At 69.0% G+C, this 24,430-nt stretch carries 26 protein-coding genes and 1 tRNA gene; 26 read left to right on the top strand and 1 reads right to left on the bottom strand.

Annotated elements, in window-relative coordinates; translation table 11 throughout:
* The first annotated feature begins 5 nt into the window (after window positions 1–5).
* The 13 genes from ABD357_RS08680 to ABD357_RS08620 all read left to right on the top strand — a co-directional run bounded on the left by ABD357_RS08680 (window position 6) and on the right by ABD357_RS08620 (window position 9,248).
* A complete protein-coding gene (locus ABD357_RS08680) occupies window positions 6–167 on the top strand; it encodes a hypothetical protein (protein ID WP_344388825.1) in 162 nt (53 codons plus the stop codon).
* A complete protein-coding gene (locus ABD357_RS08675) occupies window positions 164–499 on the top strand; it encodes a hypothetical protein (protein ID WP_344388753.1) in 336 nt (111 codons plus the stop codon). The genes ABD357_RS08680 and ABD357_RS08675 overlap by 4 nt, the downstream gene beginning before the upstream one ends.
* Window positions 500–766: 267 nt before the next feature.
* Window positions 767–3,016: an ATP-binding protein gene (locus ABD357_RS08670; RefSeq protein WP_344388752.1), complete on the top strand. Its 2,250-nt coding sequence runs from the start codon at window positions 767–769 to the stop codon at window positions 3,014–3,016.
* A 260-nt stretch (window positions 3,017–3,276) separates the two neighbouring features.
* Window positions 3,277–3,453, top strand: coding sequence for a hypothetical protein (locus ABD357_RS44580; protein ID WP_425584773.1), 177 nt, complete (start codon window positions 3,277–3,279; stop codon window positions 3,451–3,453).
* 5 nt (window positions 3,454–3,458) lie between these two features.
* Window positions 3,459–3,647 carry a hypothetical protein gene (locus ABD357_RS08660; RefSeq protein ID WP_344388750.1) on the top strand — a complete coding sequence of 63 codons (189 nt, stop codon included), beginning with the start codon at window positions 3,459–3,461 and terminating at the stop codon, window positions 3,645–3,647.
* 9 nt (window positions 3,648–3,656) lie between these two features.
* A complete protein-coding gene (locus tag ABD357_RS08655) occupies window positions 3,657–4,268 on the top strand; it encodes a hypothetical protein (RefSeq protein ID WP_344388748.1) in 612 nt (203 codons plus the stop codon).
* 5 nt (window positions 4,269–4,273) lie between these two features.
* Window positions 4,274–4,765 (top strand): single-stranded DNA-binding protein, encoded by a 492-nt coding sequence (locus ABD357_RS08650; protein WP_344388747.1) that lies wholly within the window; start codon window positions 4,274–4,276, stop codon window positions 4,763–4,765.
* 86 nt (window positions 4,766–4,851) lie between these two features.
* Window positions 4,852–5,751, top strand: coding sequence for a bifunctional DNA primase/polymerase (locus ABD357_RS08645; RefSeq protein WP_344388746.1), 900 nt, complete (start codon window positions 4,852–4,854; stop codon window positions 5,749–5,751).
* Window positions 5,748–6,923, top strand: coding sequence for an AAA family ATPase (locus ABD357_RS08640; protein ID WP_344388745.1), 1,176 nt, complete (start codon window positions 5,748–5,750; stop codon window positions 6,921–6,923). Before ABD357_RS08645 ends, ABD357_RS08640 begins: the two co-directional genes overlap by 4 nt.
* Window positions 6,924–6,927: 4 nt before the next feature.
* Entirely contained in the window at window positions 6,928–7,098 is a 171-nt protein-coding gene (locus ABD357_RS08635; protein ID WP_344388822.1) for a helix-turn-helix transcriptional regulator, read from the top strand.
* Window positions 7,095–8,150 carry a hypothetical protein gene (locus tag ABD357_RS08630; protein ID WP_344388743.1) on the top strand — a complete coding sequence of 352 codons (1,056 nt, stop codon included), beginning with the start codon at window positions 7,095–7,097 and terminating at the stop codon, window positions 8,148–8,150. Before ABD357_RS08635 ends, ABD357_RS08630 begins: the two co-directional genes overlap by 4 nt.
* A 29-nt stretch (window positions 8,151–8,179) precedes the next feature.
* Window positions 8,180–8,563: a hypothetical protein gene (locus ABD357_RS08625; RefSeq protein ID WP_344388741.1), complete on the top strand. Its 384-nt coding sequence runs from the start codon at window positions 8,180–8,182 to the stop codon at window positions 8,561–8,563.
* Between the two features lie 37 nt (window positions 8,564–8,600).
* Entirely contained in the window at window positions 8,601–9,248 is a 648-nt protein-coding gene (locus tag ABD357_RS08620) for a hypothetical protein (RefSeq protein WP_344388739.1), read from the top strand.
* A 129-nt stretch (window positions 9,249–9,377) separates the two neighbouring features.
* Here the strand turns inward: ABD357_RS08620 and ABD357_RS08615 are convergent.
* Window positions 9,378–9,449, bottom strand: a tRNA-Arg gene (locus tag ABD357_RS08615).
* A 117-nt stretch (window positions 9,450–9,566) separates the two neighbouring features.
* On the opposite strand from ABD357_RS08615, the gene ABD357_RS08610 reads away from it, so the two are divergent.
* The 13 genes from ABD357_RS08610 to ABD357_RS08550 all read left to right on the top strand — a co-directional run bounded on the left by ABD357_RS08610 (window position 9,567) and on the right by ABD357_RS08550 (window position 24,428).
* The gene (locus ABD357_RS08610; RefSeq protein ID WP_344388821.1) at window positions 9,567–10,082 is read left to right on the top strand and encodes a response regulator; all 516 of its coding nucleotides are present in this window, start codon (window positions 9,567–9,569) and stop codon (window positions 10,080–10,082) included.
* Between the two features lie 192 nt (window positions 10,083–10,274).
* The gene (nrtL, locus tag ABD357_RS08605) at window positions 10,275–11,342 is read left to right on the top strand and encodes an ArgS-related anticodon-binding protein NrtL (protein WP_344388737.1); all 1,068 of its coding nucleotides are present in this window, start codon (window positions 10,275–10,277) and stop codon (window positions 11,340–11,342) included.
* A gap of 21 nt (window positions 11,343–11,363) precedes the next feature.
* Complete coding sequence (gene lysA / locus ABD357_RS08600; protein WP_344388736.1) at window positions 11,364–12,755, top strand: diaminopimelate decarboxylase; 1,392 nt, start codon at window positions 11,364–11,366, stop codon at window positions 12,753–12,755.
* 177 nt (window positions 12,756–12,932) lie between these two features.
* On the top strand, window positions 12,933–14,225 hold the full coding sequence (locus ABD357_RS08595; protein ID WP_344388734.1) for a homoserine dehydrogenase: 1,293 nt from the start codon (window positions 12,933–12,935) through the stop codon (window positions 14,223–14,225).
* A 6-nt stretch (window positions 14,226–14,231) separates the two neighbouring features.
* The gene (thrC, locus tag ABD357_RS08590; RefSeq protein ID WP_344388733.1) at window positions 14,232–15,290 is read left to right on the top strand and encodes a threonine synthase; all 1,059 of its coding nucleotides are present in this window, start codon (window positions 14,232–14,234) and stop codon (window positions 15,288–15,290) included.
* A gap of 276 nt (window positions 15,291–15,566) precedes the next feature.
* The gene (thrB, locus tag ABD357_RS08585; protein WP_344388732.1) at window positions 15,567–16,484 is read left to right on the top strand and encodes a homoserine kinase; all 918 of its coding nucleotides are present in this window, start codon (window positions 15,567–15,569) and stop codon (window positions 16,482–16,484) included.
* 387 nt (window positions 16,485–16,871) lie between these two features.
* Entirely contained in the window at window positions 16,872–18,929 is a 2,058-nt protein-coding gene (rho, locus tag ABD357_RS08580; RefSeq protein ID WP_344388730.1) for a transcription termination factor Rho, read from the top strand.
* A gap of 347 nt (window positions 18,930–19,276) precedes the next feature.
* Window positions 19,277–20,413 carry an LCP family protein gene (locus tag ABD357_RS08575; RefSeq protein WP_344388728.1) on the top strand — a complete coding sequence of 379 codons (1,137 nt, stop codon included), beginning with the start codon at window positions 19,277–19,279 and terminating at the stop codon, window positions 20,411–20,413.
* A 260-nt stretch (window positions 20,414–20,673) separates the two neighbouring features.
* On the top strand, window positions 20,674–20,895 hold the full coding sequence (rpmE, locus tag ABD357_RS08570; protein WP_151478101.1) for a 50S ribosomal protein L31: 222 nt from the start codon (window positions 20,674–20,676) through the stop codon (window positions 20,893–20,895).
* Window positions 20,896–20,998: 103 nt separating this feature from the next.
* The gene (gene prfA, locus ABD357_RS08565; protein ID WP_344388725.1) at window positions 20,999–22,075 is read left to right on the top strand and encodes a peptide chain release factor 1; all 1,077 of its coding nucleotides are present in this window, start codon (window positions 20,999–21,001) and stop codon (window positions 22,073–22,075) included.
* Between the two features lie 117 nt (window positions 22,076–22,192).
* Window positions 22,193–23,032: a peptide chain release factor N(5)-glutamine methyltransferase gene (gene prmC / locus ABD357_RS08560; RefSeq protein ID WP_344388723.1), complete on the top strand. Its 840-nt coding sequence runs from the start codon at window positions 22,193–22,195 to the stop codon at window positions 23,030–23,032.
* 80 nt (window positions 23,033–23,112) lie between these two features.
* Complete coding sequence (locus ABD357_RS08555) at window positions 23,113–23,760, top strand: L-threonylcarbamoyladenylate synthase (protein ID WP_344388722.1); 648 nt, start codon at window positions 23,113–23,115, stop codon at window positions 23,758–23,760.
* Window positions 23,757–24,428: an arsenate reductase/protein-tyrosine-phosphatase family protein gene (locus tag ABD357_RS08550; protein ID WP_344388720.1), complete on the top strand. Its 672-nt coding sequence runs from the start codon at window positions 23,757–23,759 to the stop codon at window positions 24,426–24,428. Before ABD357_RS08555 ends, ABD357_RS08550 begins: the two co-directional genes overlap by 4 nt.
* Window positions 24,429–24,430: the final 2 nt, after the last annotated feature.

Raw genomic sequence — 24,430 nt, 5'->3', positions numbered from 1 at the left:
GGCTGATGGCCCTGGATGACGGCCACGTCACCGCCGTGCCCGGCTTGTCCCGTACGGCTCAGCTCAAGGCGCTCGGCAACGGGGTGGTGTGGCCGCAGGCCGTTGCCGCCCTGCGCATCCTGCTCAGCCGAGCCGAGCCCGACGCGTGGGGGAGGGCCGCGGCGTGAAGTCTCAGCCCATCGTCGGCGCCGCCGTGTTCGCCACGGTGATGGAGGCGGCCGGCTACCGCTGCCAGTGCGAGGGCGAGTGCGGCCAGCCCCACACCAAGGGCGACGGCCGCTGCCCACACGAGCACGACGGCTACACGAGCAAGCACGGGCGCCGGGTGCGGCTGATGGCCGCGCCGATCGACCCGCTCGCCACCGATGTCGCCGCCGCTCGTCTCCCCGCGAGCGAGTTGCGCGCGTGGTGCCTCGACTGCCACGGCGCTGCCGCCCGGCGCGCCCGCAAGCAGCTTCCCCCGACTCCGACGGATCAGTGCGGCCTTTTCGAGCTGTAGCCGCGTCAAGTGGGATCGAGGGTCATTTCGGGGGTCATTTTCGTCGCCGCTTTGCACGCCATACCGCAGCACTGGGAGGGCGCAAGTTGGGGCGAATGGAGGAAAGGGCCAGATCAGTCGGTTCTAAATGACCCCCGATATGAGCCCCCATCGGGGTAGCGGCGCCACCGAGATCAGTCCCAGAGTCATGCACGGGCCCGGCCTCCACCTCCTACAGCGACGGCCGGGCCCGCTCTCCCTCACACCCGAAAGTGGAAGGAACTGCCAGTGAAACACCCCGACGACGACAACGAACTGTTCAACCGGCTCGAAGCCGAGATGGCCGACTCCGGGGGCGAGGTGGTCGACCTCGACAAGGCCCGATCGGCCCGTACCGAGTCGGCCGACCCGACCGCCCGACCCGACGCCGACTCGTCGGCCGACTCCGGGCCGGACCGGTCGCCCGACTCGGCCGACGACGAGTCGGATGGGGAGTCGGGACGGTGGGCCGACGGCCCGCAGCCCAAGGACCCGGGTCTGTTGGGTCAGGCTCGGGAGGCCGGGCGGCGTGCGGTGCTGCCGCCGTGGCTGCGCTCGTGTGCCGAGCTGAAGACCGCCGCTGTGTGGCTGGCGGGCTATCTGTGGCACATCGTCGCCTTCCACGCGGTGCGCTCGCCCGTGTACGCGGGCCGCCTGCTGGCCCGCACTCCGCGCGGAATCGGCCGCAGCCTGTCCGGCTGGCGCCGGTGGGCGGCCGATGCCGAGTCGGCCCCGCTGCGGTCTGCGGAAGCCTTCAAGGAGCACACCGAGGAGTACCTGAAACTCTCCCGTCAGCGGGACCGTCGGGTGCGCTGGCGCGGCATGGTCAGTGCCGTCGCCTTCCCCGTCCTGCTCACCGCCGCGCTGTTGCTGGTGTTCGCCGCACCGGTCTGGCTGCAACTGGCCGCCTGCATCCTGGCGGTTGGGGTGTTCGGGGTGGTCGGCTCACCGGCCGATGCGCCGATCTCCTCGCACGCGGTCGTCAAGGCCGAGGCGCCGAAGCTCACCGCGACCATGGTCGTCACCGCGCTGGGCTCGCTGGGCATCGACAAGCTGAACGCCGCGGTCAAGACCGGTACCGGGATCGGCTTCCCCTCCGAGATCCACCGGGACGGGCCGGGCTGGCGCGCGGACATCGAGCTGCCGCACGGCGTGACCGCCGAGGACGTCATGAACCGGCGCGAGGCTCTGGCGTCCGGGCTGCGGCGCAAGCTGGGCTGCGTGTGGCCGATGCCCAACCCGGACGAGCACGCGGGCATGCTGATTTTGTGGGTGGGCGACAAGCCGATGAACGAGACCAAGCGGCCGGCCTGGCCGCTGGCCAAGTCCGGCACGGTCGACCTCTTCCAGCCCGTGGCGTTCGGCAACAACCAGCAGATGAGCTGGGTGTCCGTGACGCTGATGTTCGTGTCCATCGTCGTCGGGTCCATCCCGCGCATGGGCAAGACCTACCTGATGCGGCTGTTCCTGCTGATCGCCGCGCTGGACCCGCGCGCGTGGCTGTACCTGTTCGACTTCAAGGGCGGCTCGGACTACCGGCCGTTGGAGAAGGTCTCGCACCGCTGGCGCTCCGGTGAGGACGACGAGGACGTCAAGTACTGCCGGGATGCCCTGGTGGAGATCAAGGATGAGCTGAGCCGCCGCGCCAAGGTCATCAAGTCGCTGCCGCTGGCCCGCTGCCCGGAATCCAAGGTCACCCCGGAGCTGGCCAGTGACAAGCGGCTCGGGCTGCACCCGATCGTGGTGTGCCTGGACGAGTGCCAGAAGGCGTTCGAGCACAAGCAGTACGGGCCGGAGATTACCGAGATCAGTGAGGACCTGGTCCGGCGTGGTCCGGCGTTCGGCATCATCGCCATGTTCGGCACCCAGCGCCCCGACAAGGACTCCATCCCCAAGGGCATCAGCGCGAATGCCGTGCTGCGGTTCGCGCTGAAGGTCACCGGCCAGACCGAGAACGACATGATCCTGGGGACCTCGATGTACAAGGCCGGGTACCGGGCCACGATGTTCTCCTTCAAGCGGGACAAGGGCGTGGCCTGGATGGCGGGCGAGATGGACGAGCCCACCATCGTGTGCGGCACCGAAGTTGACGCGGTGGGCGCCGAGCAGATCACGGTGCGGGCGCGCAAGCTGCGGGAGGCGTACGGCAACGTCACCGGCTACGCCTGCGGTGAGGACCTGACCGCCGACCCCACGGCCGGGCGTGACCTGCTCGTCGACATCCTCACCGTCACCCCGGCCGACGAAGCCAAGGTGTGGAACGAGACCACCGTCGACCGTCTCGCCGAGATGTGGCCTGCCGTCTACGGCCCGTGGGCGGAGATGAAGAGCGAGGACAAGACCGCGCACCTGACGGCCGCGCTGAAGCCGTACGGCATCAAGACCGCTCAGGTCGGCCGCCGTATCGACGGCAGCAAGCCCGTCAACAAGCGGGGCTTCGAGCGCGCCCACATCACTACCGCGATTGCGGAGCGTGACCGAAAGCGGGACGCGAGCTGACCGCACGGGGCCGCTAACGATAGCAGGCCACCCCGCTAACCGTTAGCGGCCCCGATAGCGGCCCACACCCCACGTGATCAGGCCATTAGCTGTTAGCGGCCCAGCTGCGAAAACCCCCGGAAACCCGCCCTGGAGGGCCCCTGATGACCCCTGCCCTGCTCGCTATCACCCTCATCTTATGCGTCACGCTGTGTTACGTCTCTGTGTGTGCTGCCTCGCCGTTCGGGCCCTGCCGCAAGTGCCGCGGCTGGGGCTTTGAGATGAAGACCGACCGCAAGGGGCGGCTCAAGCGCGGCAAGGACTGCCGCCGCTGCAAGGCCACCGGCAAGCGCATACGCGTCGGCCGCTGGCTCTACAACCGCTGGCTGCGCACCTACCGCACAGGCACCGACACCCCCAGCCCTGCCGCTGCGAAGCGGCCTGCCCCGAAGGGATAGATCCGATGGCCATCACCGTCTCCCTGGTCGCCCTGTTCGGCCTGGTCCTGTTCTTCCTGCTCCGCTCCAAGACCCTGGGCTACGGCTCCGCGTTCATCGCCGTCATGTTCGGGTTCTACCTCGCCTCCACCGGCGCCTCCGGACCCATGACCGAGCTGACCGCTGCGGTCGTCGACGCCGTCGGCAACCTCTAGGAGCCCGCCGTGAGCGAACAGATCATCGCGCGCCACTGGCTCGCCCTCGTCGCCCCCAAGGCCGCGCCCGCGCTGGCCACCTCCACCGTGCTGATCCTGGCCCGGATCTGGAACGCCAACGGCGCCGAACACAGCGTCGGCAACGCCGTGCTGATGGCCGCGCTCTCGCTTGCCGCTGCCGCGGCCGGGGCGTGCGCGAGCGTCGGCCGTGCCGGAGACCCCGTGATCGCCGGAACCGCGTTCGCCACCTCCGGCGCGCTCGCGTTCGGTGGGGTCGCCGGATACGCGGACGGGCTGCCCCTGCCGCTGCTGCTGTGGGTGCTGGCGACCGTCGTCGCCTACGGGCTCGCTGCCCGCTACTGGCGCACCGACCGGCGCGAGCGCGTCGCGTACGAGCGGCACACCAGCGCCCGACGCGACGAACATGCCCACATCGAGCGCGTAGAAGCCCTGCGCGCCGGGGCTCAGATCGAGGTGGCCCGCTCTGGTGCCGCCTACGCCGAACAGCTCGCACAGGCACTCATCACCCGCGCCGCACTGCCCGGCTTCGACCCCCAAGCCCTGGAAACCGCAGGCCTGCCCCAACTGCCCACCGCCAACCACACCCTCGAAAGCGAGTGATCCCCATGTCCGTGGGAGAGACCCCAATCACCATCGTCGGCAACCTGGCCGCTGACCCGGAGCTGCGGTTCACCACCGGCGGCGACGCCATCGCCCGGTTCTCCGTCGCCTCCACCCCGCGCACCTACGACAAGGCCACCGGTCAGTGGCGCGACGGAACCGCCATGTTCCTGCGCTGCACCGCATGGCGCGACCTGGCCAACCACGTCGCCGAAAGCCTGACCAAGGGCATGCGCGTGGTCGTCACCGGCCGCCTGCGGCAGCACAACTGGAAGACGGACCAGGGCGAGAACCGCTCGATGCTCGCCCTCGAAGTCGACGACATCGGCCCCTCGCTGCGCTTCGCCACGGCCAAGGTCGAACGCATCCAGCGCAACGGCACCGCCGCCACCGGCCCGGCCGCTGACGCGTGGAGCACCGGCACCCCGGCCACGGCCGGACGGGGTGCGCCCGCGTCGTCCGCTGACGCCAAGTACGACGACAATCCCCCGTTCTAGATACGCCCGGGGTGGGTGCCGTCTCGCCAAAGCCTGCACCCACCCCGGCTACTCCCGTCCCTCCAAAGAACAGGAGAGCTACCAGCATGACGCAACCGCGCCCCTCCGAACAGCTGACCTCAGCGCTTGACGCTGCGTCGCGGGGCTGGCACGTCTTCCCCCTGATTCCTGGCGACAAGCGCCCTGCCGTTCGCGACTGGGAGACCCGCGCCACCGTCGACCGCCATCGCATCACCCGGTGCTGGTCGCATGCTTCCTACAACGTCGGCATTGCCACCGGACCCTCCGGCCTGGTCGTCGTCGACCTCGACACCCCCAAGGGTCCGGAGGACACCCCGCCGGCACGCTGGGCCGAGCACGAGGTCACCGACGGCGCCGATGTGCTCGCCGTGCTCTGCGAGCGCCACGGCCAGCCGTTCCCCGCCGACACGTACACGGTCCGTACCGGGAGCGGCGGCACCCACCTGTACTTCGCCGCACCCGAGGGCGAGCCCCTGCGCAACACCGCCGGAGACAGCGCCCGCGGACTGGGCTGGAAGGTCGACACCCGCGCGGCAGGCGGCTACGTCGTCGCCGCAGGAAGCGCCGTCAAGGGCCACCGGTACGCGACCGTCCATGACGCGCCCGTGGCCCCGCTGCCGGGCTGGCTGACTGCTCTGCTGCGCCCGGTGCCGCTGCCCCCGCAGCGGCCGGTCACGGTTCCGCTGACGACCCGCGACCGGCGCGGCAAGTTCCTCAACGCCGCACTCAACGGCGAGTTGGCCCGCGTCACCAACTCCGGCCCGCACGAGCACAACAACGCGCTCTACATCGCTTCTGTCGCCCTCGGTCAGTTGGTCGCTGGGGGAGAGCTGGACGCGTACGAGGTGACCGAGCGGCTTGTCGAGGCGGCGCTCAGCGTCGGCCAGGGCGAGCGCGAGGCACGGCGCACCATCGCCTCCGGCCTGCGGGCCGGAGCCCACCGCCCCCGAAGGGTCGCGGCATGAGCACCAACCCGATTCCCCCGCTGCACCTGTACTCCGTGCCCAGCGACCCCGAAGCGGCCCCGCGGGAGCTCCCGAAGCGGGAACGCCCGCGCACCGCATGGACCGCGGATCAGCTCATGGCCGCGGACTTCCCCGAGCCGAAATGGGCGGTGCCCGGCATCCTCGCCGAAGGCGTCAACCTGCTCGCCGGTCCGCCCAAGGTGGGCAAGTCCTGGCTGTCCCTCGGACTGGCCCTCGCGGTCGCTTCCGGCGGCCACGCCTTCGACTCCCTGCCCGTCGACGGCGGCCCGGTGCTCTACCTTGCCCTGGAGGACACCCCGCGCCGTCTCCAGACCCGCATGGGCAAGATGCTCGGAGGGCAGGCGGCTCCGGCCGGGCTGACCCTGGTCACCGAATGCCCGCCGTTCCCCCAGGGCGGCAGCGACGCCATCGCCGGATGGCTGGACCGCAACCCGCACGCTCGCATGGTCGTCATCGACGTGTTCGCCAAGATGCGCGGTGCTGCCCCGCAGGGTGTGTCGCAGTACGACGCGGACTATGTCGCCGTCGGCCACGCCAAGCGGATCGCCGACTACTACGGCATCGCGGTGGTGCTCGTGCACCACGTCCGCAAGGCAGGCTCGGATGACTTCCTCACTGAGGTGTCCGGCACGAACGGTATCGCCGGAGCCGCGGACGCCACGCTCGTGCTCAAGCGGGCGCGCGGGCAGGCGGACGGCATCCTGCACGTCACCGGACGCGACGTGGACGAAGCCGAGTACGCGCTTCAGTTCCAAGCCGCATCCGGCGCCTGGCAGATGCTCGATGGACCGGTCACCGACCACACCATCGGCGACACCCGTGCCGCGATCCTGCGGCACGTTCGTGCATACCCCGGCGCCCGGCCCAAGGACATCGTCGCCGCACTGCCGCAGCTCGATGCCGAGAACGTCCGCCGCACCTGCTCACGCATGGCCGCGGACGGACAGCTCACCAAGGACGGCGCCGGGCGGTACTACCCGGACACCGAGACCCGGACCGAGGGCACGCCGGGGATGTCCCAGGTGTCCGACTGTCCCAATACATCACCTGACCTGCGCAAACAGGTGGGGCAGCCGGAATCGGGACTGTCCCACCTGTCCGACTCCCAACCCGCTGACGAGAGCTCTGGGGAGGCCGACCGTGGCGCGTGACGAAATGCTCACGATTTCTCAGGTCGCCGAGGAAATCGGCGTACCGCTGTCGACCTTCTACCGCTGGCGACAGTGCAGGAAGGGGCCGAAATCAATCAGGCTTCCGAACGGCGCTGTGCGCATTCGCCGTTCGGAGTTGGAGCGCTGGATTGCAGCTCTGGAGGAAGCCGCGTGAACGACCGCAAGGTCAGCGCAATTCCGGGCGCTCGTAAAGGCGAGCGCCCGGCCGCGCCCGAAGAGCCCACTCTTTCCACGGATGTCCGCGTGTGGAAAGTCAGCAAGATTGCCAGCAAGACGGCGCCCTATCAACTCCGTTGGGTGGTCGCTGGAAGGGTGCGTCACACGACGTTCAAAACGTCGGCGCTTGCCGAAAGCCGCCGATCGGAACTGTGGCAAGCGATGCGTAAGGGCGAGGCTTTCGACGTAGAGACAGGACTCCCTGAGTCCGAATTCCGAGCCGCAACGGCGAAAGCGAATGCCCGACCAGACCCGTCCTGGTGGGTTTTCTCCCGCGAGTACATGGCAGTCCGCTGGCGCACGGCCGCAGCGAAGACGCGTGAGGGACTGGCAGACAGCCTTGCTTCTGCGGCTCTCGGCATGCTGGGTGACGCCCCTGGCGCTCCGGGACTGGAAGACGTACGGCGTGCCGTGCGGTGGGCTGTCGTCCCGGCTCACAAGGACGAAGAGCCCCCGCCGGAGCTGGAGAAAGCCTGTGCGTGGCTCGCGGCTCACTCCCTGCCTCTATCGGCGCTCACGGATTCCAAGGTCGTGCGAGACGTCCAATACCGACTGTCCTTCAAGCTCGACGACAAACCGGCGGCGACGGATACGTACAAGCGTCGCCGTCGCGGTTTCAACACCGCGATGGAGTACGCGATTCAAGAGGGGTATCTCGACGAAAACCCGCTCGCTGGGGTGAAGCGGCCCACCGCCCAAGGGAGCGACGCCGTAGATCCGCGAGTCCTGGTGAACGAGATTCAGGGGCGGCAACTCCTCACGGCCGTCTCCTATATCGGGTCGGTGCACCGCAATCGCGGCAGACGTCTCATCGCATTCTTCGGTTGCATCCTGTACGCCGCGACGCGACCGGCGGAAGTGGTCGGGCTCCGGCTGGCCGACTGCCACCTTCCCGAGAAGGGGTGGGGAACTCTCACCCTTCGCGAGACGCGTCCCATCTCGGGTAAGAAGTGGACCGACTCGGGGAGCGTCACGACACGCGGGGACTGAAATCACGAGAGCCTGGCACCGACCGGCCCGTGCCGATTCCGCCCGTGCTCGTGGCGATGCTCCGGGCGCACCTGAAGGAATTCGGGACTGCCAAGGACGGGCGCCTCTTCCCGAACGAGCGCGGCGGCCTGCTCGGGACATCCAGCTACTGGCGGGTGTGGCAAGAGGCCCGGCCGTTCGCGCTCCCGCCGGACAAGGTGGGGTCGCCCTTGGCGCGCAAGCCGTACGACCTGCGAGCCACGTGCATCACGAACTGGCTCCGTGCGGGCCTCCCCGTGGCCGAGGTGGCTCGACGCGCGGGCAACTCCCCAGAAGTGATCCACCGCCGCTATGCGGGCTGCATCGACAACAGCGAGGAGGAGAACAACAAGAAGATCGAAAAGACCATGGGGTGGAACGCCGGAGCTCAGTGAACGTGTGTCCACCAGTCGGGCGCTACAGTCACCGCTCATGCGAAGAGCCGGATGGCGTGTAGCGCCCTTCATCCTCATGGTCCTCGTGGCGAGCTGCGGCACAAAGCGCACGACGACAAAGACTGACGGCGTCACGACCACCGTCATCCAAGACAGCCAGTGGGTCACGGCACTGATATCTGCCGGAGCCGTCCTGATCAGTTCTGCTCTGGCCGCATGGACGGCTCACCACTACACAAGCCGCACGGAAAAGGCGAGGCAAGACCACGCTGACAAGCAGGAAGACTCCAATCGCCGCCACGAATCACGACGCGCTGAGGAGCAGCGAGTGAGGGAGCAGGTGATCGCCACGGCGACGGCCATCTCCAAGATGCTGCATGAAATGCGAGAGAAGACCCGTGCGGCGGGAGAGGCACTCAACGTCGACGCAACCGTGCTGTACTTCGAATGCGCGATCCTCGTACGCAAGCACCACGACGAAGCGCTGCCTGTGATCGAGGTCATGCCAGATTTCGATCTACGACAGAGGGCCAACAGGGTGTTCGAAGTCCACGAGCGCTGGGCCGCCAGCATGGCAGACGCGATCATGAACAGCACGGAGCAGCCTGACGCTGATGGGTTGAAGGACAGCCGAGAGCGGTTCTACCGACATGCTCGGACGGTCATCAAGGATGCTGCGTCCTGACCCACACGCCCCTCACACGTGATCAGTGCGCAACAGTGAGAAAGAGCGGGAGTCAGTGAGACTGACTCCCGCTCTTTCACGTCGGCATCCGCCCTGGTCAGACCGTGATTTCCGCTGGCTGTAGGCGAGTGCCCCCGGCAGGATTCGAACCTGCGCACACGGCTCCGGAGGCCGTTGCTCTATCCCCTGAGCTACGGGGGCGTGTCGGGCGCGGTGTGTGCGGCGACGGGTAGAACCCTACCAGCTCTTTCGGGGGGTTCAGGAACCGGTTTTGGTGGGGGGAGACCGGTGGAGGTGCGGGTCCGCGGGCGGGTGGAAGTGGGGAAAAGCCGGACGCGGGCGGGGGTGCGGACCTACTCTCGAGTTGTGCCAGGCGCGTCGGGTCGGGTCCTTGTTGTGGACGACAACAAGGTCATCCGGCAGTTGATCAGGGTCAACCTCGAGCTGGAGGGTTTCGAGGTCGTGACCGCGGCTGACGGTGCCGAGTGTCTGGATGTCGTTCATCACGTGCGGCCCGATGTCGTCACCCTGGATGTCGTGATGCCCCGGCTCGACGGGCTGCGGACCGCCTCCCGGCTCCGTGCCGATCCGCGGACCCGGAATCTGCCCCTCGCCGTCGTGAGCGCCTGTACGCAGTACGAGGTCGAGGGCGGGCTGGATGTGGGGGTGGACGCCTTTCTGGCCAAGCCCTTTGAGCCGGCCGAACTCGTGCGGCTCGTACGGCAGTTGATGGAGCGGCGGGGTGGTGGAGCGTCCCTCGGGAGTCCGCTCGGGGCACCGGGAGGCACGGGCGAGACCGAGTGCGCGGAGCATGCGGGGAGCGCCGGCAATTAGGGAGAACTGAGAGGGAACTGAGAGGGAGGGTGACGGTCCGGCCCCCGGCGGGGCGGGCGCGCCACGGGTACGTGCAGCTGAAGCCCCCGCCCAGTCCCGTCCGCATCCCTCATCCACATCCCCCGTCCACATCCCGGACCCTCCCCAAAACAGCTCGCTTGCCCACCCCCTTCCTCCCATACGCTTGTCCCCGTGACCCCCGTCGAGCTCTCCGGTACCGTCCTGTGCGCCGTGCGCCGCGCCGTGGACGCCGGTGAGCTCAGTGTGGCCGTGCCCGCGCAGGCCGTCGTGGCGCCGCCGGGTCCCGGAGGATGCGGTGACTACGCCACGAATGTCGCCCTGCAACTGGCCCGGCCCGCCGGGCGTCCGCCCCGTCACGTCGCCGAGATCCTGCGTCCGCTCATCACCGAGGCCGAGGGCGTGGCACGCGTCGAGATCACCGGGCCCGGATTCCTCAACATCACCCTTGACGGGGGAGCGGAAGCCCTGGTCAGGGACATCCTGCGGCGCGGCTCTCGCTACGGGTACGCCGAGGAGCCGAGCGGGCGGATCGTGCAGTTGCACCACCCGTGCGAGGTGCGCGCGGCGGTCGGTGGGCAGGTGCTCGCCGGGCTCCTCCGTACGCAGGGCGCCCTCGTCCGTACGTCCTGCGAGGCCGACCTGGACCCGTCGTGGGCCGAGCCCCTCGGCGTGACCGTCGACGCCCAGGGCCGCCCCGGCGCTCCTGCCCCCCTCGACGTGAACCTCCGCCCCGTGCCCGCGGCCGAAGACCCCACCCCACTCGGCCGTGACGCCGCCCGCTGGGCCCTCCTCCACCCCGCCCCCCACGACCGGCCCCGAATCACCGCCGACCACCTCGTGCAGCGCGAGACCAATCCCCTCTTCCGGGTCCGTTACGCGCACGCCCGAGCCCGATCCCTCACTCGCAACGCCGCCGACCTCGGCTTCGACGGCGCCCCCGGCGACGTACACCCAGAACCTCCCGACCACTCCGTAGCCCCCCTCCTCACCGCCCTCGCCGACTACCCCCCCGCCCTCGCCACCGCAGCAACCCGCCACGCCCCCGACCACCTGGCCCGCCACCTCGTCGTCATCGCCGACGCCTTCCTCCGGTACCAGGAGGCCACCCGCGTCCTCCCTCTGGGTGACGAGAAACCCTCGGCCGCCCACCGGACCCGGCTGGCGCTTGCCGAAGCCGCCGGGACGGTGCTGGCCGGCGGCCTGACCCTGCTCGGCATCGACGCACCCGAACACCTCTGAGAGAGCCGAAGAAGAGAAGTCATGAGCCGTTCCGCACATCCCGCCGGGCCCCGTCACGCCGATGTTCTGCCCGAGGGGCACTACACCGCTCCGCCCACCGACCTCAACGCCCTGGACTCGAATGTCTGGGCGCAGACCGTCACCCGGACGCCTGACGGGGTCGTCAGTGTCGGCGGCATCGATGTGAAGAAGCTCGCCGAGGAGTTCGGCACCCCGGCGTACTTCCTCGACGAGGCCGACTTCCGTGCGCGGGCGCGCGCCTGGCGCACCGCCTTCGGGGAGGACGCCGACGTCTTCTACGCCGGCAAGGCGTTCCTGTCGCGCGCCGTCGTGCGCTGGCTGCACGAGGAGGGGCTCAACCTCGACGTCTGCTCCGGCGGCGAACTCACCACCGCCCTGTCTGCCGGCATGCCCGCCGACCGCATCGCCTTCCACGGCAACAACAAGTCCACCGAGGAGATCACCGAGGCCATCGGCCGCGGCGTAGGACGCATCGTCCTCGACTCCTTCCAGGAGATCGTCCGCGTCGCGCACATCGCCGAGTCGCTCGGCAAGCGGCAGCGCGTGCAGATCCGGGTGACGGTCGGCGTCGAGGCGCACACGCACGAGTTCATCGCCACGGCCCACGAGGACCAGAAGTTCGGCATCGGGCTCGCGGACGGCCAGGCCGCCGAGGCCGTACGACGGGCCCTCGCGCTCGACGGGCTCGAACTGATCGGGATCCACAGCCACATCGGCTCGCAGATCTTCGACATGGCCGGTTTCGAGGTCGCCGCGCGCCGGGTGGTGAAGCTGCTCGCCGAGATCCGCGACGAGCACGGCGTCGAGCTGCCCGAGATCGACCTCGGCGGCGGCCTCGGCATCGCCTACACGAGCGAGGACGATCCGAGCGAGCCGCACGAGATCGCCAAGGCGCTGAACGAGATCGTCACGCGCGAGTGCGAGTCCGCGAAGCTCCGCACCCCGCGCATCTCCGTCGAGCCGGGGCGCGCCATCGTCGGCCCCACCGCCTTCACCCTGTACGAGGTCGGCACCATCAAGCCGCTCGACGGACTGCGTACGTACGTCTCCGTCGACGGCGGCATGTCGGACAACATCCGCACCGCGCTGTACGACGCCGAGTACAGCGTCGCCCTCGTCTCCCGCGTGAGCGAGGCCGAACCCATGCTCGTACGCGTCGTCGGCAAGCACTGCGAGAGCGGCGACATCGTCGTACGCGACGCCTTCCTGCCCGCCGATCTCGCGCCGGGCGACCTCATCGCCGTGCCCGCCACCGGGGCGTACTGCCGCTCCATGGCCAGCAACTACAACCACGCTCTGCGCCCGCCCGTCGTCGCGGTCCATGACGGCGAGGCGCGGGTGATCGTCCGCCGGGAGACGGAGGAGGACCTGCTGCGCCTCGATGTCGGATGAGCCACTGACGTACGCGGTCGGACGACCGCTGACGTACGAATGCAGCCGACGGAAGATCTCCTGCGATCGGCCGCCGGAGAAATGAAATAGACGTCTCACGATCCGGACATGGCATAGAAAGTCCCGTCCGGTGAGTGAGACTGGATCCACCGTGACGGTAAGAGGAAACGAGGTCGGATGATGCGTACGCGTCCGCTGAAGGTGGCGCTGCTGGGCTGTGGTGTTGTCGGCTCAGAGGTGGCGCGCATCATGATGACGCACGCCGACGACCTCGCCGCCCGTATCGGGGCCCCTGTCGAACTGGCGGGCGTCGCCGTCCGCCGGCCCGACAAGGTACGGGAGGGCATCCCGGCCGAGCTCATCACCACCGACGCCACCGCCCTCGTCAAACGCGGGGACATCGACGTGGTCGTCGAGCTCATCGGCGGTATCGAGCCCGCCCGCTCCCTCATCACCACGGCCTTCGAGCACGGCGCCTCCGTCGTCTCCGCGAACAAGGCGCTGCTCGCCCAGGACGGCGCGGGCCTGCACGCCATCGCCGAGGAGCAGAACAAGGACCTCTATTACGAGGCCGCCGTCGCCGGTGCCATCCCACTGATCCGGCCGCTGCGCGAGTCCCTCGCGGGCGACAAGGTCAACCGCGTGCTCGGCATCGTCAACGGCACCACCAACTTCATCCTCGACAAGATGGACACCACGGGCGCCGGCTACCAGGAGGCCCTCGACGAGGCCTCCGCGCTCGGGTATGCGGAAGCCGATCCCACAGCAGACGTCGAAGGCTTCGACGCCGCCGCCAAGGCGGCGATCCTCGCCGGAATCGCCTTCCACACCCGCGTGCGGCTCGACGACGTGTACCGCGAGGGCATGACCGAGGTCACCGCCGCCGACTTCGCCTCGGCGAAGGGGATGGGCTGCACCATCAAGCTGCTCGCCATCTGCGAGCGGGCCGCCGACGGGGAGTCCGTAACCGCGCGTGTGCACCCCGCGATGATTCCGCTGGCCCACCCGCTCGCCTCCGTGCGCGGCGCGTACAACGCCGTGTTCGTCGAGTCGGACGCCGCGGGCCAGTTGATGTTCTACGGCCCCGGCGCCGGCGGCTCCCCGACCGCCTCCGCGGTCCTCGGCGACCTCGTGGCCGTCTGCCGCAACCGGCTCAGCGGCGCCACCGGGCCCGGCGCCTCCGCGTACACCCAGCTGCCCGTCTCACCGATGGGTGAGGTCGTCACGCGATACCACATCAGCCTCGACGTGGCGGACAAACCGGGTGTTCTCGCCCAGGTCGCGACCGTTTTCGCCGAGCACGGCGTTTCGATCGATACGGTTCGCCAGCAGGGGAAGGACGGCGAGGCTTCTCTGGTCGTCGTCACCCACCATGCGTCCGACGCCTCCCTGAACGGGACCGTCGAGGCGCTGCGCAACCTCGACACCGTGCGGGGTGTCGCCAGCATCATGCGGGTTGAAGGAGAGTAACCAGCAATGACCCACCAGTGGCGCGGAATCATCGAGGAGTACCGGGACCGGCTGCCGGTTTCCGACACCACGCCGGTCGTGACGCTCCGTGAGGGCGGTACGCCGCTCGTGCCCGCGCAGGTGCTCTCCGAGCGCACGGGCTGCGAGGTGCACCTCAAGGTCGAGGGCGCGAACCCCACCGGGTCCTTCAAGGACCGCGGTATGACCATGGCCATCACGCGGGCCAAGGAGGAGGGCGCGAAGGCCGTCATCTGCGCCTCGACGGGCAACACGTCGGCTTCCGCCGCCGCGTACGCCGTACGGGCGGGAATGGTCTCCGCCGTGCTCGTTCCGCAGGGCAAGATCGCGCTCGGCAAGATGGGCCAGGCGCTCGTGCACGGCGCGAAGATCCTCCAGGTCGACGGAAACTTCGACGACTGCCTCACGCTCGCGCGCAATCTGTCCGACAACTACCCCGTGGCGCTGGTGAATTCAGTCAATCCAGTGCGTATCGAGGGCCAGAAGACCGCCGCGTTCGAAATCGTGGACATGCTGGGTGACGCACCAGACATTCACGTACTGCCGGTGGGTAACGCGGGCAATATCACGGCCTATTGGAAGGGCTACACGGAGTACGCGGCCGACGGGATCGCGAAGCAAACCCCTCGAATGTGGGGTTTCCAGGCCTCCGGTTCCGCCCCGATCGTGCGCGGTGAGGTCGTCAAGGATCCGTCGACCATCGCCACCGCGATCCGTATCGGCAACCCGGCCTCGTGGAAGTTCGCGTTGGCCGCCCGGGATGAATCGGGCGGTTTCATCGATGAGGTGACGGACCGTGAAATTCTGCGCGCCTACCGACTGTTGGCCTCCCAGGAGGGCGTCTTCGTCGAGCCCGCGTCGGCCGCGTCCGTCGCAGGGCTGCTGAAGGCCGCCGAGCAGGGCAAGGTCGACCCGGGCCAGCGCATCGTCTGCACGGTGACCGGAAACGGCCTCAAGGACCCGGACTGGGCCGTCGCGGGCGCCCCGCAGCCCGTCACGGTTCCGGTGGACGCGGCAACGGCGGCGGAGCGCCTCGGCCTCGCGTAAGCGCGGCGCCTCGGCTTCGCCAACCTGTAACTCCTGACAGGGGGTGCACAGGGGGTAAACGACACGCATCGTGCGCCTCCTGTGCGCCCTATGTCGCCACGGAACCTTCCTTCGATAGGCTGTACGTAACCCGCCCGCCGCATATGCCGCGGTATATGCCGCGGTGCCGCGCCGTCTCTGCGGCCGCCGGGTCTTCCGTGATCTTCCGTTCGTCTCGCAGGATTTCGACACATCTCGACAATCTCGCAGCTCAAGCTCAAGGAGAGTCATCGAGCGATGGCCGGTCCAGCGTTCCGCGCCGCCGCCGTACGGGTGCGCGTCCCCGCCACCAGCGCCAACCTCGGCCCGGGCTTCGACGCCCTCGGCCTGTCGCTGGGGCTCTACGACGACGTGGTCGTCCGGGTGGCCGATTCCGGACTGCACATCGACATCGCAGGTGAGGGCAGCGAGACACTCCCGCGTGACGAGAGTCACCTTCTCGTACGTTCCCTCCGTACCGCTTTCGATCTGCTGGGCGGACAGCCGCGCGGACTCGAAATCGTCTGCGCGAACCGCATCCCGCACGGCCGTGGCCTCGGCTCCTCGTCCGCCGCGATCTGCGCGGGCATCGTCACCGCGCGCGCCGTGACCATAGGCGGCGACGCGAAGCTCGACGACGAGGCACTCCTCGAGCTCGCCACCGAGATCGAGGGCCACCCCGACAACGTCGCGGCCTGCCTGCTCGGCGGTTTCACGCTCTCTTGGATGGAGGGCGGCGCCGCGCGCGCCATCAGGATGGATCCCGCCGAATCCATCGTTCCGGTGGTTTTCGTACCCGGAAAGCCCGTCCTCACCGAGACCGCCCGCGGACTGCTGCCGCGCACCGTGCCGCATGTCGACGCCGCCGCCAACGCGGGCCGCGCCGCACTGCTCGTAGAGGCCCTCACCAGGCGCCCCGGGCTGCTGCTGCCCGCCACCGAGGACCGACTGCACCAGGAGTACCGGGCTCCGGCCATGCCGGAGAGTGCTGCCCTGGTGGAGCGGCTGCGGGCCGACGGAATCCCCGCCGTGATCTCCGGCGCGGGCCCCACCGTGCTCGCGCTGGCCGACGAAGCCACCGCCGACAAGGTCTCCCGCCTGGCCGGCGAGGGCTGGGCGGCCAACCGACTGAGCCTCGATGCCCAGGGAGCGAGCGTGCTGCCGCTTGCCACCTGACACACGGTTGCCGGATTTGGAGAGGGGGAATGTTTGTTGGATCCGGTAGTGTTAATCTCAAGTCTGCACCCGACCCCACCATGGCGAGGTGCTTCGTGTCCCCGTCCGGGACAGACCTCTTTCCGGGAGCCTCCCAAACTGCTTTGTGCAACGCATTGGACGCTATGCGCTGAGCAGTCCTGAGCACGCTCCGGAACCGGCGTGACCGAGCCGGCCGACACCGCACATCAGTGTCACGGCACCCGGAAACGCCATCCAGCAGATATTCCCTCCGCCTCTTTGGCGGACCACCGCCCCGGCACGGTCCACATCACAGGACCGAAGCCGGACAGCACAACCGGTCGCCGAGCCAGACAGGCCGACGTCCGCTCCAGGGAAGGACCCTTCGTGAGCGACACCACCGATCTGATGGGCGCACGTGTCGAGGAGACCGCTGCCGCGCCCGCCACGGACGCCTCCGCCGCGCCTGCCACCGGTGCTTCAGGCTCCCGTCGGCGCCGCGGCAGTGGCCTTGAGGGCATGGTGCTGGCCGAGCTGCAGCAGGTCGCATCCGGCCTCGGAATCAGGGGCACCGCGCGGATGCGCAAGAGCCAGCTGATCGAGGTCATCAAGGAGGCGCAGGCAGGAGGGGGTGCCCCGGCGAAAACCGCCGAGGCAGCCACCGAGACCAAGCCGAAGCGCCGGGCCACCTCGAAGGCTCGTACAGGGGACGACGCCGTACCTCCCGCCGAGAAGAGCGAGAAGAAGGCGGACGACGGCGGCAAGGCCGCGAAGGCCGAAAAGGCCGTGGCCCAGCAGCAGATCGAGATTCCCGGCCAGCCGGCCAGTGACGACGCCCCGGCCGAGCGCCGGCGTCGTCGGGCCACCGCCGATGCGGGCAGCCCCGAGACGGTCACCGCCGAGGCGAAGAGCGAGCCGAAGGCCGAGACCCCTGCTCAGGCCCAGCCCCAGGGCGAGGTCAGGGCCGACTCCGGTGACCAGGGTGGCGAGGGCCGCCAGGGCGACCAGGGTGGCGAGGGCCGCCAGGGCCGCCGTGACCGCGACCGGGGCGGCCGTGACCGCGACCGGGGCGACCGAGGCGGTCGGGACCGGGACCGCGGCCGCGGCAAGGGCGACGACCAGCAGGGCCAAGGCGGCGGCAATCAGCAGCGCGGCCAGCAGCAGGGCGGCGGTCGGCAGGACCGCCAGCAGCAGGACGATGACGACTTCGAGGGCGGCCGTCGCGGCCGTCGCGGTCGCTACCGGGACCGCCGTGGCCGCCGTGGCCGCGACGACATCGCCGAGCCGCAGGTCGCCGAGGACGACGTCCTGATCCCCGTCGCGGGCATCCTGGACATCCTCGACAACTACGCGTTCATCCGTACGTCCGGCTACCTGCCAGGTCCGAACGACGTGTACGTCTCCCTCGCCCAGGTCCGCAAGAACGGTCTGCGCAAGGGCGACCACGTCACCGGCGCGGTCCGGCAGCCGAAGGAGGGGGAGCGCCGCGAGAAGTTCAACGCGCTCGTCCGGCTCGACTCCGTCAACGGCATGGCGCCCGAACTCGGCCGTGGCCGCCCGGAGTTCAACAAGCTGACGCCGCTGTACCCGCAGGACCGGATCCGTCTCGAGACCGACCCGGCCGTGCTGACCACGCGGATCATCGACCTGGTCGCGCCGATCGGAAAGGGCCAGCGTGGCCTGATCGTGGCACCGCCGAAGACCGGCAAGACCATGATCCTGCAGGCGATCGCCAACGCGATCACCGTCAACAGCCCCGAGTGCCACCTGATGGTCGTCCTCGTCGACGAGCGTCCGGAAGAGGTCACCGACATGCAGCGGTCGGTCAAGGGCGAGGTCATCTCCTCGACCTTCGACCGCCCGGCCGAGGACCACACCACGGTCGCCGAGCTGGCCATCGAGCGGGCCAAGCGCCTGGTGGAGCTGGGCCACGACGTGGTCGTACTGCTCGACTCGATCACGCGTCTGGGCCGTGCGTACAACCTCGCCGCGCCCGCCTCCGGCCGCATCCTGTCCGGTGGTGTCGACTCGACCGCGCTGTACCCGCCGAAGCGCTTCTTCGGTGCCGCGCGCAACATCGAGGACGGCGGATCTCTTACGATCCTGGCCACCGCCCTGGTCGAGACCGGCTCGCGCATGGACGAGGTGATCTTCGAAGAGTTCAAGGGCACCGGCAACATGGAGCTCAAGCTCGACCGGAAGCTCTCCGACAAGCGCATCTTCCCGGCGGTGGACGTGGACGCGTCCAGCACCCGTAAGGAAGAAATCCTGCTCGGCAGCGACGAGTTGGGGATCGTCTGGAAGCTGCGCCGGGTGCTGCACGCGCTCGACCAGCAGCAGGCGATCGAGCTGCTCCTGGACAAGATGAAGCAGACGAAGTCGAACGCGGAGTTCTTGCTCCAGATCCAGAAGACGACGCCGATGCCGGGCAACGGCAACGACTGACATCAGCGTTTTCTGATTGCTCAAGGGGCTGCCCCCGTCACGAACGTGAGGGGGGCAGCCCCTTTTTGATGTCCCCGGCGCGAGACCTTCGCCACACGTGTGAAGATCGCCACCCATGGTGAACGGGGCCAAGAATTGGCCTGAAATCGCAGGTGAGCAGGCGGATTTCGGTCCCGTACGTCACTGATTGCTCACATTCGCCCACAGGGCGGTCACAGTGCGTTGTGCAACCCTTTTTGCGGTTTCAACGTCTGACGTGACGGGTCCTGACATACCAGTCATGCCTGACGCGCCATGCCTGACCCTGCACACAGGGGGTAACCGACCGGACGAGGACTGAGGAGCACATGACTGCCGAGAGCACGCCCGATTCCGGCAACCCGGAACCCTCCGGCCCCACCGGCCCGCGGCGCCGCGCCAAGGGCCGTCGCCGCAAGCCGCGCACGCGCAGCAAGGCCCTTCTGGTCACGGCGTGGGCTGCGGCGGGCGTCGTGATCCTGGGCGGCACCGGACTCGGCTACGTGTATTTCCGGCTCAACAACAACCTCAACAGCGTCGACATCGACCAGGCCCTCGGCACCGACCGGCCCCTGGACGTCGACAACGGCTCACAGGACATCCTCGTACTCGGCTCCGACACCCGCTCCGGCAGCAACAAGAAGCTGGGCGGCGGCGTCGACGACGGTTCGGCCCGCGCGGACACGGCGATGATCGTGCACGTCTACAAGGGGCACAAGAAGGCCAGCGTGGTCTCCATACCCCGCGACACCCTCATAGAGCGGCCCGAGTGCACCGACACCGAGGGCAAGACCCACGAGGGTTCGTCGAGCGCGATGTTCAACTCCGCGTACACCACCGGTGGCGCCGCCTGTGCGGTGAAGACCGTCGAGTCGATGACCGGCATCCGCATGGACCACTACATAGAGGTCGACTTCAGCGGCTTCCAGAAACTCATCGACGAACTCGGCGGCGTCAAGGTCACCACGAACGAGGACATATCCGACCCCGAGAGCCACCTGGACCTCAAGGCCGGCACCCATCAGCTCACCGGCAAGCAGGCCCTCGGCCTGGTCCGCACCCGGCACGGCGTCGGCGACGGCTCCGACCTCGGCCGCATCCAGCTCCAGCAGGCGTTCATCAAGGCACTGGTCGAGCAGGTCAAGAACATCGGCGTACTGACCAGCCCGAAGAAGCTGTGGGACCTCGCCGACACCGCGACGAACGCCGTCACGACCGACTCCGACCTGGACTCGCCCAAGGACCTGGCTTCGTTCGCCAACGGACTCAAGGGCATCGGCTCCTCGAACATGACGATGGTGACGATGCCGGTCCAGTACGACCCGGCCGACGGCAACCGAGTCCTCATGGTCAAGTCCAAAGCCGACCTGGTGTGGAAGGCCCTGAAGAACGACCGCCCCATCCCGAAGACAGCCACAGAGGGCACGGCAACGGGCAACGCGAAGGGCGTGGTGGGCGCTCCGTAGGGCGCCCCCGGAGGGGCGCGGGGCTGTATCCATTTGCGGCTCCGCCGCGGGGCGCGACCAGCCACGACGGGCCCGCAGACGCCCGCGATGCCAATGGGGCACCCCGTCCCGCGAGCCACTCCCCACCCCGAGGGAATAGACAACCCGAACCCCCGGTTTTGGGGGATAGCGCCAGTGCTGGCAGACTGGTACGTCGGCCCCGGTTCACGCTCCGCAGCCCGCGGCAGCGACCCGGTGCCCTCCCGAAACTAGGAGACACCTTGAAGCGCGACATCCACCCCGAGTACGTCGAGACGCAGGTCAGCTGCACCTGCGGCGCGTCGTTCACCACCCGCAGCACGATCCAGAGCGGTTCCATCCGCGCTGAGGTCTGCTCCGAGTGCCACCCGTTCTACACGGGCAAGCAGAAGATCCTCGACACCGGTGGCCGTGTGGCCCGCTTCGAGGCCCGCTTCGGCAAGGCTGCCGCTGCCAAGAAGTAGCGACCTCACAGCGCCGGTCCTCGTTGTCCCCGCAAGGGGGCTTCGGGACCGGCGCTTTGCATGGTGCAGCCCCTTAAATTTCGTACGTCATTTGGAGCCGGAGATGTTCGAGGCGGTCGAGGAACTGATCGGCGAGCACGCCGATCTTGAGAAGAAGCTCGCCGACCCGTCGGTGCACGCGGACCAGGCGAACGCGCGCAGGCTGAACAAGCGCTACCACGAGCTGACCCCGATCATCGCGACGTACCGCTCCTGGAAGCAGACCGGCGACGACATCGAGACGGCCCGTGAACTGGGCGCCGACGACCCGGAGTTCGCGGCCGAGGTCAAGGAGCTGGAGAAGCACCGTGAGGAGCTCACCGAGAGGCTGCGGCTGCTGCTCGTCCCGCGCGACCCCAGCGACGACAAGGACGTGATCCTCGAGATCAAGGCCGGCGCCGGAGGCGACGAGTCCGCGCTGTTCGCGGGCGACCTGCTGCGCATGTACCTGCGGTACGCGGAGCGCATCGGCTGGAAGACCGAGATCATCGATGTCACCGAGTCCGAGCTCGGCGGCTACAAGGACGTCCAGGTCGCGGTGAAGACGAAGGGCGGCCAGGGCGCCACCGAGCCCGGTCAGGGCGTCTGGGCCCGGCTGAAGTACGAGGGTGGGGTGCACCGGGTGCAGCGCGTGCCCGCGACCGAGTCCCAGGGCCGGATCCACACCTCCGCGGCGGGTGTCCTCGTGACCCCGGAGGCCGAGGAGATCGACGTCGAGATCAACCCCAACGACCTGCGGATCGACGTCTACCGCTCCTCGGGCCCCGGCGGCCAGTCCGTCAACACCACCGACTCCGCGGTGCGCATCACGCACATTCCCACCGGAGTCGTCGCCTCCTGCCAGAACGAGAAGAGCCAGTTGCAGAACAAGGAGCAGGCGATGCGTATCCTGCGCTCCAGGCTTCTCGCGGCGGCGCAGGAGGAAGCGGAGAAGGAGGCGGCCGACGCCCGGCGCAGCCAGGTCCGTACCGTCGACCGTTCCGAGAAGATCCGAACGTACAACTATCCGGAGAACCGCATCTCGGACCACCGCGTCGGCTTCAAGGCGTACAACTTGGACCAGGTGCTCGACGGTGACCTCGACGCGGTGATCCAGGCCTGCGTGGACGCGGACTCGGCCGCGAAGCTCGCCGCCGCGTGAAGCCCCGTGGCGCCGCGCCGCCGCGCAGCGCCGCGAAACAGCGACAAGACAACAGCTCAGCCCCGGAGGACCAGCGTGCAGCAACATTTTGGGGGGCGACCCCCGAACCCCCGCAGCGTGCTGCTCGCGGAAGTGGCCCAGGCCACCCAGCGGCTTGCCGATGCCGGCGTGCCCTCGCCACGCAATGACGCGGAGGAGCTCGCCGCCTTCGTGCACGGCGTGAAGCGGGGCGAACTGCACTCGGTCAAGGACGCCGACTTCGACGCCCGCTACTGGGAGGTCATCGCCCGCCGCGAGGCCCGCGAGCCACTCCAGCACATCACCGGTCGTGTCTTCTTCCGTTACACGGAACTCCAGGTCGGGCCAGGGGTGTTCGTGCCGCGCCCGGAGACCGAGTCCGTCGTCGGCTGGGCGATAGACGCCGTACGCGCGATGGACGTCGTCGAACCGCTCATCGTCGACCTGTGCACGGGTTCCGGAGCGATCGCGCTCGCCCTGGCGCAGGAGGTGCCGCGCTCCCGCGTGCACGCCGTGGAGCTGTCCGAGGACGCGCTCCAGTGGGCCCGTAAGAACGTCGAGGGGTCCAGGGTCGAGCTGCGCCAGGGAGACGCCCTGTACGCCTTCCCCGACCTCAACGGCCAGGTGGACCTCGTCATCTCCAACCCGCCGTACATCCCGCTCACCGAATGGGAGTACGTACAGCCCGAGGCCCGGGACTACGATCCTCAACTCGCCCTGTTCTCGGGCGAGGACGGGCTCGACCTCATCCGCGGCCTTGAACGCACCGCACACCGGCTGCTGCGGCCCGGCGGCGTCGTCGTCGTCGAGCACGCCGACACCCAGGGCGGGCAGGTGCCGTGGATCTTCACCGAGGAGCGGGGCTGGGCCGACGCCGCCGACCACCCCGACCTCAACAACCGGCCGCGGTTCGCGACGGCCCGCAGGGCGATGCCGTGAACTCGGCGCGCGGCATTGCGTTCGGCACGCCTTGTTCGAAGACTTCAAGCCAGCAGTACGTGTACGAGGAGGCTCGCTAAATGGCACGGCGATACGACACCAACGACGCGACCGACCGCTCCACGGGTCTGCGCGAGGCAGCGTCCGCCGTACGCCGGGGCGAGCTCGTGGTGCTGCCCACCGACACCGTGTACGGCATCGGCGCCGACGCGTTCAGCTCGGAGGCCGTGTCCGATCTGCTGGAGGCCAAGGGCCGTGGGCGCAACATGCCCACGCCCGTCCTCATCGGCTCCCCGAACACGCTGCACGGCCTGGTCACCGACTTCTCCGAGATGGCGTGGGAGCTCGTCGACGCGTTCTGGCCGGGCGCGCTGACCCTGGTCGCCAAGCACCAGCCGTCGCTCCAGTGGGACTTGGGGGACACCCGTGGCACCGTCGCCGTGCGCATGCCGCTGCACCCGGTGGCGATCGAGCTGCTGACCGAGGTCGGTCCCATGGCCGTGTCCTCGGCGAACCTGACCGGCCATCCGGCGCCGGAGGACTGTGACGCCGCGCAGGAGATGCTCGGCGACTCCGTCTCGGTCTACCTGGACGGCGGGCACACCCCCGGCAACGTCCCCTCCTCGATCGTCGACGTCACGGGCAAGGTGCCGGTCCTGCTGCGCGCGGGCGCACTGTCGGCCGAGGAGCTGCGCAAGGTGGTACCCGACCTCGAGGTGGCGAATTGACGGCCCCTGACGCGGGGCGTGGCATAGGCAACGGGGACGATACGGGGACCTTCACAGGGCTACCCCGGGACACCTTCCGCATCCTCCACGTCAGCACCGGCAACGTATGCCGCTCGCCGATCACCGAGCGGCTGACCCGCCATGCCCTGGCGGACCGCCTCGGCGATCCGCTGTGGGGCGGCCTGATCGTGGAGAGCGCCGGTACCTGGGGTCACGAGGGCGCCCCCATGGAGGCCAACGCGGAAGCGGTCCTCGCCGACTTCGGCGCGGACGCCTCCGGCTTCGTGGGCCGGGAGCTGCTGGACGACCACGTCATCAGAGCGGACCTGGTCCTGACGGCCACCCGCGACCACCGGGCCCAGGTCATCTCCATGGGCCACTCGGCGGGCCTGCGCACCTTCACCCTCAAGGAGTTCACCCGCCTGGTGAAGGCCATAGACCCCGCGACCCTGCCTCCCCTGGAGGACGGAGTGGTCGCGCGCGCAAGAGCCCTGGTCCGCGCCGCGGCAGCTCTACGCGGGTGGCTATTGGCCCCGACGGTGGAGGCGGACGAGGTGTACGACCCGTACGGGGCGCCGTTGACGTTCTTCCGGTCGGTGGGGGACGAGATTCAGCAGGCCATCGATCCGGTGGTGACGGCGCTGACGGGCGTACCGGCTCGTACCTGATC

Source organism: Streptomyces vastus (genome assembly GCF_039532825.1).
GTDB classification, from domain to species: Bacteria; Actinomycetota; Actinomycetes; order Streptomycetales; family Streptomycetaceae; genus Streptomyces; species Streptomyces vastus.
The sequence above is the reverse complement of the archived record's forward strand: the minus strand, read 5'-3'. Positions and strand labels throughout refer to the sequence as shown.